The 11,700-nt window shown below is 34.1% G+C and carries 9 protein-coding genes; 6 read left to right on the top strand and 3 right to left on the bottom strand.

The annotated features are described in order from the left end of the window. Nucleotides 1-33: 33 nt before the first annotated feature. From OVN21_RS10740 to OVN21_RS10730, 3 genes are read right to left on the bottom strand one after another with little or no spacing between them, the layout of a single operon-like run. Nucleotides 34-642: a hypothetical protein gene (locus OVN21_RS10740; RefSeq protein WP_000155338.1), complete on the bottom strand. Its 609-nt coding sequence runs from the start codon at nucleotides 640-642 to the stop codon at nucleotides 34-36. A 1-nt stretch (nucleotide 643) separates the two neighbouring features. Next, on the bottom strand, nucleotides 644-808 hold the full coding sequence (locus OVN21_RS10735) for a hypothetical protein (RefSeq protein WP_000201399.1): 165 nt from the start codon (nucleotides 806-808) through the stop codon (nucleotides 644-646). A 55-nt stretch (nucleotides 809-863) separates the two neighbouring features. Further along, complete coding sequence (locus OVN21_RS10730) at nucleotides 864-1,127, bottom strand: hypothetical protein (protein WP_013315442.1); 264 nt, start codon at nucleotides 1,125-1,127, stop codon at nucleotides 864-866. A 143-nt stretch (nucleotides 1,128-1,270) separates the two neighbouring features. Between OVN21_RS10730 and OVN21_RS10725 the strand changes: the two genes are divergently transcribed. The 6 genes from OVN21_RS10725 to OVN21_RS10700 all read left to right on the top strand — a co-directional run. Next, nucleotides 1,271-1,681, top strand: coding sequence for a thrombospondin type 3 repeat-containing protein (locus tag OVN21_RS10725; protein WP_000387511.1), 411 nt, complete (start codon nucleotides 1,271-1,273; stop codon nucleotides 1,679-1,681). A gap of 47 nt (nucleotides 1,682-1,728) precedes the next feature. Beyond that, nucleotides 1,729-7,953, top strand: coding sequence for a DEAD/DEAH box helicase family protein (locus OVN21_RS10720; protein ID WP_267248406.1), 6,225 nt, complete (start codon nucleotides 1,729-1,731; stop codon nucleotides 7,951-7,953). A gap of 74 nt (nucleotides 7,954-8,027) precedes the next feature. Further along, nucleotides 8,028-8,312 (top strand): DUF5962 family protein, encoded by a 285-nt coding sequence (locus OVN21_RS10715; RefSeq protein WP_000969637.1) that lies wholly within the window; start codon nucleotides 8,028-8,030, stop codon nucleotides 8,310-8,312. 13 nt (nucleotides 8,313-8,325) lie between these two features. Continuing rightward, nucleotides 8,326-8,622: a DUF5966 family protein gene (locus OVN21_RS10710; RefSeq protein ID WP_000998890.1), complete on the top strand. Its 297-nt coding sequence runs from the start codon at nucleotides 8,326-8,328 to the stop codon at nucleotides 8,620-8,622. A 392-nt stretch (nucleotides 8,623-9,014) separates the two neighbouring features. Then, nucleotides 9,015-10,598 (top strand): ATP-binding cassette domain-containing protein, encoded by a 1,584-nt coding sequence (locus OVN21_RS10705; protein ID WP_001071847.1) that lies wholly within the window; start codon nucleotides 9,015-9,017, stop codon nucleotides 10,596-10,598. A gap of 259 nt (nucleotides 10,599-10,857) precedes the next feature. Further along, nucleotides 10,858-11,700: HesA/MoeB/ThiF family protein (locus tag OVN21_RS10700; protein WP_267248405.1), on the top strand; the 843-nt coding region annotated here is incomplete at its 3' end.

Raw genomic sequence — 11,700 nt, 5'->3', positions numbered from 1 at the left:
AGAATCATGTCATCAGTTTAGGTGACATGATTCTTATTTTTTATAGAGCGACATATTTAATGCCATAGGCTGATAACTTACTTGATGATCATCTTTAATCAATTGACTGTAAGCAACAAATCCGAACTGTTCATAAAATTGAATGACTTTAGGATGATTGATACTATCTAAAAATACCATCTGAGTTCCTACAATTGCTCGAAATTCTTCAATTTTTTGAATTACAATTTCAAATAACTCTTGTCCTGATAGTTTATTTAGCTTTGTGTTTTTGCCGAATTGACCGATAAGTAACACAGGGAGATAATCAATATTTTTGGGACTTTTCCCTTTTAGGACGAGTTTCTTTTTTAAGGATTTCTCTAAATCAGAAATATCAACAACTTTGAGAGATAAACTAAAGAATCCTATGATGTTATTTGTTTCAGTTTCTTCAACGATAAAATTACGAGAACGATGTTGTTTTTCAAAATTGGGAGCTTTATCAGATAGATAAGTCAACATCTCTTCATTACCGTTGAAATCAACATTTTCTAAAATGATAGTTTTAAATAGATCCTGAACTTGTTTCTCAGTTTTATCAGGAGCTAGCACTTGAATATTTTCAAGATATTGCTTAAGTGGTGTTACTTGAATTGTCATCTTACAGATACTTTGAAATGAGTTTATTTTTCGTTGGAGCGGTAGCGTCCTGTGATTCAATAGATTTCAAGACGGCTTGTAGCTTTTTAGATGGTTTATGATTAAGAATTTTTAGAGCATCTTCGTTTGTTAGTTTTATATCACGTGTTAAACTGATTGTAGCCATTTGTTCTACCTCCTGTTTCTACTTAAATTCATTATAGCTTATTTTGAACAAAAGTTCAATCTGAAGATAGTGTATGTTTTTTATAGTGTATAAATCCAAAATAAGTTTTTCTCTTGCGTTTGTAGCTCATATTCGTTAGAATAATGGAGTAGATGAGTAGTTGGCTCATGGTCAATCTGATAGTAATCTTGGACATAAGGGCCAAGCGGTGGCGGACACCAGAACAAAATCCGATAGCAATCTTGGACGTAAGGGCCAAGCGGTGGCAGACACCAGAATAAACCGACTGACTAGGTGGCTTACAGGTTCTGTAAGTCATCTTTTTTACTTTGATAGTAACGTTTTATCATTTTAAGGAGAACGAGGTTTTGGCTCGTTCTCTTTTTTTGTTGTGATACTTCTTTCAAGGAATATTTGGTAGGATTGGAGTGAAAAAAGATTAACTAGGAAAGAAGGAAGTATATGGAAGCCATTTATCAACGTGATTCGGATCAAGATGGACTAACTGATGCTCAAGAATTAGCGCTAGGAACCAATCCTCTTAGTGCAGATTCTGATGGTGATGGTCGTTCAGATTTAGTGGAAGTAGAAGAAGGAACCAATCCCTTAGAAAAGGATTTACAAGACATAGACCAAACAAGTATAACTGAACCATCTTCAGTATTTATGGAAATGAAACAAAAGATTTCAGATATGATGGAGAGTCACTACAAGGAATTTATACAGGCTCTGATTAGTATTGAAACAGGGATTGAAAACCAACAAGACCTAGAAGACTTATATACTTACTACATGAGAACAGATTCTGTTTCTCTTTTGTCTAGTGATTTAGAAACCAGTCCTCAAGAGGTTGAAATGGAGATAGAGTTGTAGGGGAATCATGTGATTCTCCTATTTTCATATAGATGAAAGGAGCGAGTATGGAAGTAATGCAATTATTGGCTATGTTTCGTGGAACAATTCCAAAAGATAGGGAGAAAATGGACCTATTTCTTCGTTATCAAGCGCAACATTTTGATGAGAAATGGCAGGATTTGGTAGAGAGTTTTTTGGCTGAAGAGGGCAAGATAGAAGAGATTCCTCACGTCTATTCTTTTGATCAAGATATTGTTTCTTTCTTAGAGGCTAGTTCTGAAAATAATGACCAAGATTTAGAAAGTTATACAAGAAATTTTGGACAAGCAGGTCTAAGTAAATTATCTCAATTAAGTAGTTGGGAGAAAAACTTGGTGCTAGAAGTCGCAACCTATAACCTTTCCACTCGATTTTACATCCAATCTGAAAAAGAGAAGTTAGAACCATTAAGTGAGCTTGTATTTCATCAGAATCAGGATGTCAATTTAGTCAATGTCTATCGGGTTGCGAATAATCTATCTGACCGTGTTAGTAGAGATATAGAGGAATTTCTTCTAATGGTTGACTCAAAAGAGCTTAAAAAAGAAGTTCTTGAGATTCATTTTGAAGAAAAAGAGGGAGATGTTCTAGCTTATTTGGGTTCTGAATTAGTGGCTACTTTAGATACCGTGACGGATCTTGTCCATCATGAAGAAAACTACCAACAACTCCCACTGACACAAAAGCTGAAGATTATTACTCATTTTGATGATGTAAAAGCTAGAAGCGAAAAGTCTAATCAAGTAGAGGAAGTTTTATCTCCTTCAAGTGGTATTGAACAGGAAACGGAAGAAACGAACTCTTTTTCTAATGTCGATAAAATTGTAGAAGAAGCTTTGAAGGAATATCCAATCGGTTCACAAGTAAGTTATAAAGGACAAGTATTTCAGTTGGTTTCGATTGAAAATGCACAGTTAAATGACTTAGTTCGCCTAGAGTTATTCAATGATTCCAACCAGTTATTTGAAGAGAATCCTATCTTATACTTGAACACTTTGGAAGAGATTGAACAAGTATTGTCTCTCGTAGAACTTGAAAAAGAAGATTCAGAGATTGAGATTGATTCATCAAGTAAAAGTCAGGAAATAGATTTGTTTTCCTACCTGGAAGAAGAAAATGAAAATGAAAAGGATAAGGACAAGGAAACAAAACCTTTAATTTCGGGTATAAAAGAGACGGATGTCCCTGTTCAAGATTTTGTTTTTCCAGATGATTTAGAGGACTTTTATCCTAAGACAAATCGAGAAAAGATTGAAACGAATATCGCCGCAATTGAACTTGTTAAAAGATTAGAAAAAGAGGGACGACAAGCAAGTCCAGAAGAACAAGAACTACTAGCCAAGTATGTTGGATGGGGTGGTCTTGCCAATGAATTTTTTGATGAACTCAATCCAAAGTATGAGGCAGAACGTTTAACTCTTAAGAGCTTAGTAAGTAAATCAGAATACTCTACCATGAAACAAAGTTCTCTCACAGCCTATTATACAGACCCGATGATTATTCGCCAGATTTGGCAAAAGTTACTGGATGATGGTTTTGAGGGAGGAAGAATTTTAGATCCTTCTATGGGGACTGGGAACTTCTTTGCGGCGATGCCTAGAAGTATACGAGAGAAATCAGAACTCTATGGAGTTGAATTAGACAGTGTGACAGGCGCAATCGCAAAACAACTTCATCCCAATACTCATATTGAAGTGCGAGGATTTGAAGAAGTTCCCTATCAAAATAATAGTTTTGATTTAGTCTTAACGAATGTACCATTTGGAAATTTTCGCATTGCAGATAAAAATTATGATAGACCTTATATGATTCATGACTACTTTGTCAAACACTCACTTGATTTAGTAAGAGACGGAGGACAAGTTTCGATTATCTCATCTATTGGCACAATGGATAAGCGGACGGATAATGTCTTACAAGAGATTAAATCGAGCACTCATTTTTTAGGGGGAGTTCGTTTGCCGGATACGGCTTTTAAAAAGATTGCAGGTACTCGAGTGACCACAGACCTCCTCTTCTTTCAAAAGGATCAAGCAAAGAATCTTCATGAGGAGGAGCTTGTCTTTAGTGGCTCTATTCCCTTTGAGGAGGATAAGCGTGTCTGGATCAATCCTTATTTTGATGGGAAATACAATACACAAGTTTTGGGTGAATATGAGGTACGCAATTTTAATGGAGGAACTCTCAATGTTAAGGGGGAATCAGAAACATTCACTACTGACATCATGGAAGCATTAGAGAATGTGGAGGCACCTAAACCAATTGACAATTCTTTGAAAGAACCTGTTTTTATCCAAGAAAAAGTGGATCATTCTATCCCAAGTCGTATTCGTGAGAACTTAGCGCTCTATTCTTTTGGATATGAGGGAAATCAAATTTATTACCGAGATACACATGGCATTCGGAAAAGTTCAAAAGTAGACGAAATTAGTTATTATGTAGACGAGAAGGGAGAGTTTAAAGCTTGGGACAGTTCTTTGTCTGAACATAAAATAGACCGATTCGTGCAACTTCATTTGACTGATGAGGAAGCACTAGATGTTTACAAGTCAGAAGAAGCGAGTAAAAGGGGGAAATATAAGGGACTGTTCAAAAAAACTGTCTTTTATGAAAGTCCCTTATCGGATAAGGATATTAGTCGCATTAAGGGAATGGTTGATTTGAGAGAGACCTATCAATCCTTAATTGAAATTCAACGTCATCAAGATTATAGTCGGACAGATTTTCAGGTATTACTTAGTAAACTCAATCGTGACTATGACCGCTTTGTAAGTCAATTTGGATACTTGAATGCCTCAGTCAATCGGAACTTATTTGATAGTGACGATAAGTATTCTTTGCTTGCAAGTTTAGAAGATGAATACATTGATTCTAAAGATCAGAAAGTAAAATATAAAAAATCTTTAGCCTTTGAGAAAGCATTGGTTAGGTCGGAGAGAGTGATTGCAAGAGTATCAACGGCTCTAGATGCCTTAAACTCTAGTTTATCGGATGGTAGAGGGGTTGATTTAGACTATATGGTATCAATTTATCCCGAACATAGCCAAGCTGCTATTTTAGATGAGTTAGGTGATCAGGTTTTAATGGATCCAGAAAGCTATTTAAGAGGAGAAAGAAAATATCTTTCTAAGAACCAGTTTTTATCAGGAGACATTCTCAACAAGATAGAAGTAGTTCAACTATTAGTGGAGGAAAACAACCAAGAATGTGACTGGTCCCATGCTTTAGATTTGTTAGAGTCTGTTCGCCCTCCACGGATTCATCTGGCAGATATTGAGTTTAAAATAGGGTCACGTTGGATTCCTCAATCCGTTTATGGTAAATTTGCCTTTGAATGTTTTACCAATCGTGAATTTGAATTGTCTTCGCCTGATGTTGAACAAGTCATTGAAGTGAATCCTGTCGATGGCCAGGTTCATTTAAAGACATCATTTGCTTATCGCTATCCAAGTGCCAAAGACAGTAGTCTTGGAGTTAGTGGGTCACGTTATGATACAGGAAGAAAGATTTTTGAGAATTTACTTAATTCGAACCAACCGACGATTACCATGACTGTTACGGAAGGAGAAAAGAAAAAGACCATCACAGATTTGGAAAAAACCTCTGTTCTAAGAGCAAAAGAGCAGCATTTACAAGAGCTCTTTCAAGAATTTGTCTCACGGTATCCAGAAGTCCAGCAAGTCATTGAGGAAAGCTATAATCGTCTTTATAATCGAACGGTTAGTCGAGAGTATGACGGTAGCCATCTAGTCATTGATGGCTTGGCACAAAACATCAGTCTTCGTCCTCACCAAGAGAATGCCATTCAAAGAATCGTAGAAGAAAAAAGAGCCTTGTTAGCTCATGAGGTAGGTTCAGGAAAGACCTTGCCCATGCTTGGTGCTGGGTTTAAATTAAAGGAGTTGGGCATGGTTCATAAGCCCTTGTATGTGGTGCCCTCTAGTTTGTCTGCTCAATTTGGCCAAGAAATCATGAAATTTTTCCCTACTAAAAAGGTCTTTGTGACCACTAAGAAAGATTTTGTGAAGTCGAGAAGAAAACAATTTGTGTCGCGTATTATTACAGGAGATTACGATGCCATTGTCATTGGGGATTCTCAATTTGAAAAAATCCCTGTCAGTAAGGAAAGACAGATGAATTATATCGAGGATAAACTCAATGAACTACGAGAGATTAAAACACATTCTGAAAATAAGTATACTGTTAAAGAAGCAGAGCAATCAATAAGTGGTCTAGAGAAACAATTGGAAGAACTGCAACGCTTTAATCGTGATAGTTTTATTGATTTTGAAAACTTAGGAATTGATTTTCTCTTTGTGGATGAAGCACATCACTTTAAAAATATTCGTCCAATTACTGGACTTGGGAATGTAGCAGGTATTACCAATACAACCTCTAAGAAGAACGTGGATATGGAAATGAAGGTTCGACAGATTCAGGAAGAACATGATTTTAAGAATATTGTTTTTGCGACAGGAACACCTGTTTCCAATTCTATTAGTGAGTTATATACTATGATGAACTATATTCAACCAGATATCTTAAAACGCTATCAAGTTGATTATTTTGACTCTTGGGTAGGTGCTTTTGGAGAAATTCAAAACTCTATGGAATTAGCTCCTACAGGGGATAAGTACCAGCCTAAGAAACGATTTAAAAAGTTTGTCAATCTACCTGAGTTGATGAAAATCTATAAAGAAACAGCAGACATTCAAACACAAGATATGTTGGATTTACCTGTTCCAGAAGCTCATATTATCCCTATTGAGAGTGAGTTAACTGAAAACCAGAAACTCTATTTAGAAGAATTAGTTATGAGGTCAGATATGGTCAAATGTGGAACAGTTGATCCGAGTCAGGATAACATGTTAAAGATAACAGGTGAGGCACGGAAACTAGCTATTGATATGCGTTTATTGGACTCTAGCTATAGTCTAGCAGATAATCATAAACTGCTTCAGGTAGTGGATAATGTTGAAAGAATTTATCGTGAGGGAATGGGAAATAAGGCTACTCAGATGATTTTCTCAGATATTGGCACACCTAAGAAAAAGGATAATGGCTTTGATGTTTATTCTGAAATAAAGGCTTTATTAGTGGATAGAGGAATCCCTAGTAAGGAAATTGCCTTTGTACATGATGCCAATAGTGATGAAAAGAAGAATAGCTTGTCTCGAAAGGTCAATGCAGGAGAGGTGCGGATTCTCCTTGCCTCAACTGAAAAAGGAGGAACAGGTTTAAATGTTCAGAGCAAGATGAAAGCAGTTCATCACCTGGATGTGCCATGGAGACCAAGTGACATTCAGCAACGCAATGGACGTATTATCCGACAGGGAAATGAAAACAAGGAAGTGGATATTTACCACTACATTACCAAAGGTTCATTTGATAATTATCTATGGGCAACTCAGGAGAACAAACTCCGTTATATTAAGCAGATTATGACTTCTAAGGAGCCGATTCGTGCTGCAGAAGATATTGATGAGCAGACCATGACAGCTTCTGATTTTAAGGCACTAGCAACAGGTAATCCTTATCTCAAATATAAGATGGAACTAGAGAATGATCTAACTCTATTAGAAAATCAAAGACGCGCCTTTCAACGCAGCAAGGATCACTATCGTCATACAATCTCCTACTGTGAAGAAAATATGCCCATTCTTGAGAAACGATTAAGCAAGTATGAAGGCGACATTCAACAGTCTGAAATGTCGAAAGACCAGGCATTTTCTATGACGGTAGGTAAGCAAGCGTTTGAGCAACGAGCTGAAGCAGGGGAATCCCTACACCGTCTTATCCGTCATAATCAATCTGACAGCAAAGAATTTCGAACCCTAGCAAGTTATCGAGGATTTGACATTAAAATGCTTAGTCTACCAACGAATCAGCCTCTTCCTGAAACCTTCTCTGTTAAGATTGTAGGAGAAAATCAGTATTCTGTCAGTTTGGATTTGTATTCTCCTTTGGGGACAATTCAAAGGCTTCAGCATACGATAGACCACATTAAAGATGACCAAGTGAAAACTCAGAACTTATTGGATGAATTAAAGGATAAATGGACTACTGCTAAGGTAGAAATTGAGAAAAATTTTCCAAAGGAAGAGGATTATCAAACTAAAAAGGCCGAATACGATGTACTCGCGCCATTGATTGAAACAGAAACGGATTTAGATATTATTGATCAGGCCTTACGACAATTCCACGAAAAAGGAAAAGAAAAGCAAGAACAACTTTCTTTTGAATTAGATTAAAAAATAGATATAAATAGCGGACAAGAAAAGAAAAGCGCGGTAGAATAAAGATAGAAAGAAACGAGGTAACGATTATGATGGAAGATACCTATTATCAATTAGAAGAGGCTTTGGTACAGGGATTTCAAACACCTGAAGAATACCAAGCCTACAAGGAGTTAAAGGAACATTATGAGGAAGTGACAGGGGATTACAGTTTTTCTAAACGAGAGCTCACTAGTCAATTGGAAATCGCTCTTCAGAATCATCAAGGTGTGGACTTTGAAGAACATGAAAAAGAAGAGTATTTGGACTTAGTTCAAAAATTAGAAGAGTTTGATTCCTCTCTTGCCACCCATTATCGTCAGTTGATTGATTAGAAAGGAGAAAGTCATGAATGATTTACTCCTTATCCCAGTAATTTTTTTAGCAGTAGGAGGAATTCTCATTCTTTTATGGAGACTCTTTCTTATTGCCAGTGGACTTTTCCTTATTGGTTTTATCAGTTTTCTTATTTTCGTGGAGGTCTATGGAATTTATCTGTTCTTTACTGAACCTAGTTTATATTTTGATGATATCAGACAACATGGTTTAACTAGTTTTACGGCTGTGTACTTTTTCATCAATCTGATGTTGGTTCTAGGATTTAGTTGGCGCTTCATTAACTCCATAAATAAGCATAAAATGTGAACTTTTTAGATAGTTAAAAGACTTTATTCAAAGGTAGGTTTGAATAGAGTTTTTTGTTGATGTGCTTATAATCCAGTCTCAATACTCTGTATTAGAAACAAAAAGAGATGAATTAAAATTAAAGTGTACAGAATGCTTTAGAGTTTCTATTTTTCTTATAATATATAGTAATTTCGGTACAAATTAACTTGTATATTCTATCTGGTTTAGTGTGATATATTCATTGTTAAATAAAAATATGAGTTCTCCTCTTATTTTAAAAAATAATTATTTTATAATTTTTTTTTATATTTAGTGTAAACTATTCATTGCGTCCCCAATACGGGAAGTTTGTTTCTGATTTTCATATTTGGATTATAATATTCTCATCAGAGTTACTTAAGGAGTAAGATATGAACCAGATTATGAAACAATATAAATTACTATATTTCTTGATTATTTTATTAAGTTTGACAAGTGCTCTTTTAATGACATTCTTCTCTCTGCAATTAGGAAGAATACTTGATAGTATATCTAATTCAAATAGTGGATTACTCTTTCATATCACTATTTCTGTAGGTTCGATTTTACTGTGGTTCTTGATTTCTTCTTCCTATTCCTATCTTAAAAACGAATATGTAAAAAAAGTTATTTTAGATCTAAAAAGGCGTCTCTTATTACATTATTTATCGCGTGAATTTAACCAAACTGACAACCGTAACCATTCAGATTTCTTAAATAATATCACCAAAAACAGTGACCTTATTCAAGAAAATTTATTAATCCCTAAAATCTCTCTAATTGCAAATTTAGGGAGCCTTATCATGAGTGTGGTTGCTATTATTTATATAGAATGGCGATTAGCATTAGTCTTCCTTTTATTGTCGAGTATAACGGTTTTCCTATCACAAATTCCTGGAAAGTTAATGACTAAATCAACAAATAATTATTCTCTACAAAATAATCACTATTTGTCAAAAATGACAAACTTTATTAATGGTTTTGAACAAATTAAGTTATTAAATATTCAAAGCTGGACCCAAGAAAAAATTCAGGGAATCAGTTTAGAATTTGAAGAGTCCAGAAAAACATATCAATTCTTAAAAGACTTAGCTTCAACTACTGGGATTTTACTAAGTTTTGGCTCTCAACTATCCTGTATGGTCGCTGGTATCTTTTTTGTAAGAAATAACTTACTGACTATTGGATTACTAGTAGCAAGTATTCAATTATTAAACGGTGTTTTTGCTCCATTACAATCTATTCTTTACAATAAAAATTTAATCAGCAGTAGCAAGTCCATTATTGATAATATCCAGGAAAATCTATATGAGACAAATCAAGGAACTTCCCATAAAACAAGTACAATTGATTGTGATAACATTTCGACCATTTCTATTAGCCAATTACATTATGAAATTGAAAATAAAATATTATTTGATCATTTTTCCTATGAATTTAAAAAAGGCAAGCGCTATGCAATTATAGGTGCTTCAGGAGCTGGGAAAACAACTTTAGTAAAATTAATACTAAATTATTATCCAAAAAATCTTTATGATGGAGAAATAAAAATCAACGGAAAACAGAATATTGATATTTCCTCAGAGGAGTTATATAAAGATATTGCGTTTGTGCAAAAAAATGACTTTCTGATTGAAGGCAATATTCTAGAGAATATCAAATTGGCTAGAAACCTTCATTTAACTGAAAAATTAAGAAAATCCTTAGGTTTTAATGAAGACTTCCTTCGTAAAAACCTAGCTCAATCAAACCAAATCATTTCAGAAGGAGAAAAGCAACGAATTGATTTAGCTAGGTTTTTAGTCAAAACATATTCAGTTTATATATTTGACGAACCTACAAGTAACCTTGATCCAATAAAAGCAAAAGAAATAATGGATTACATTCTATCCATTAAAGATGCAATTGTTATTGTCATTACTCATGATCAAAATCCAGAAATATTGGAAGAGTTTGATCAGATTATTGTTTTATAATAGAAAGGAGGTGATGATCATGATTATGGAAGATTTCAACATTTTGGAGTTAGAATTTGAAGAAATTCGTGAAGAAGATACAACTAATTGGTACTTTATCTAAGATAATTTTAGATTTAGTTAATTTAAACTCTTAAAAGAGAGTTTAAATTAGTTTGTATTAATAAAAAGAAGTCAATAATATTAATCGACTTCTCGTGTATAACAGAAGCATGCATGTTCATCTTGCATGCTTTTATCAAATAGTTGAGGATATAAAATGGATAATTATTTCCCAAAATGGAACCAGGATAGAATCGTTTACCAATGGAAGAACGACAGATTAAGAATTGGAGCTGATGATGTTGATGTATTAGAAATTACAGGATACTCAGATTTTTGGTCAGATTTAATTTCTTGTTGCAATGGAATTAATAGCTTTGAAGAAATTAAAGATTTATTAAGAAAAAAATATGATATATCCGAAAATATTATAGAAAAATATATATCTAAATTTTCTGATCGTAATTTATTAGAAATATTAGATAGACCTGTAAATCAAATTGATCACTATTTAATTAATGAATCACTAGAAACTTATTATTCTAGTGAAGGTATTGGTGGGATTAAATTACTTGAAAAATTGAGTAATTTAAAAGTTACCATACTAGGATGTGGAGCCGGTGGTTCTCATATCGCATTACAATTAGCCCAATTAGGGGTAGGGCGACTTCATTTAGTCGATGATGATATTGTTAAAGAAAATAATATAAATAGGCAATCTATGTTTACCTTTAACGATATTGGTAAATATAAAGTTGACTGTGTAAAAGATTGTATTCTAAAACGTAATTATCAGTGTGTAGTCACAAAAAGAAAATTAAAAATGAGCACTGTTGATGCTGTAAAAAAAGAAATTTCTGAAAGTGACTGGGTATTTTGTTGTATGGATGAACCTCCTTATATAGCACAAAGATTAGTAAATAGAGCATGCTATTTATTTAATATCCCTAGTATATACTGTTTTAGCCAACGTAGCGCAGGTAAACTCTTATTTTGTAATCCTAATATTCAAAATATAGGCTGTGTTGATTGTTTACTTTATGAACAAGATAGTGATAAC

Origin of the sequence: Streptococcus sp. Marseille-Q5986 (assembly GCF_946902915.1) — a bacterium.
GTDB lineage: Bacteria > Bacillota > Bacilli > Lactobacillales > Streptococcaceae > Streptococcus.
The sequence above is the reverse complement of the archived record's forward strand: the minus strand, read 5'-3'. Positions and strand labels throughout refer to the sequence as shown.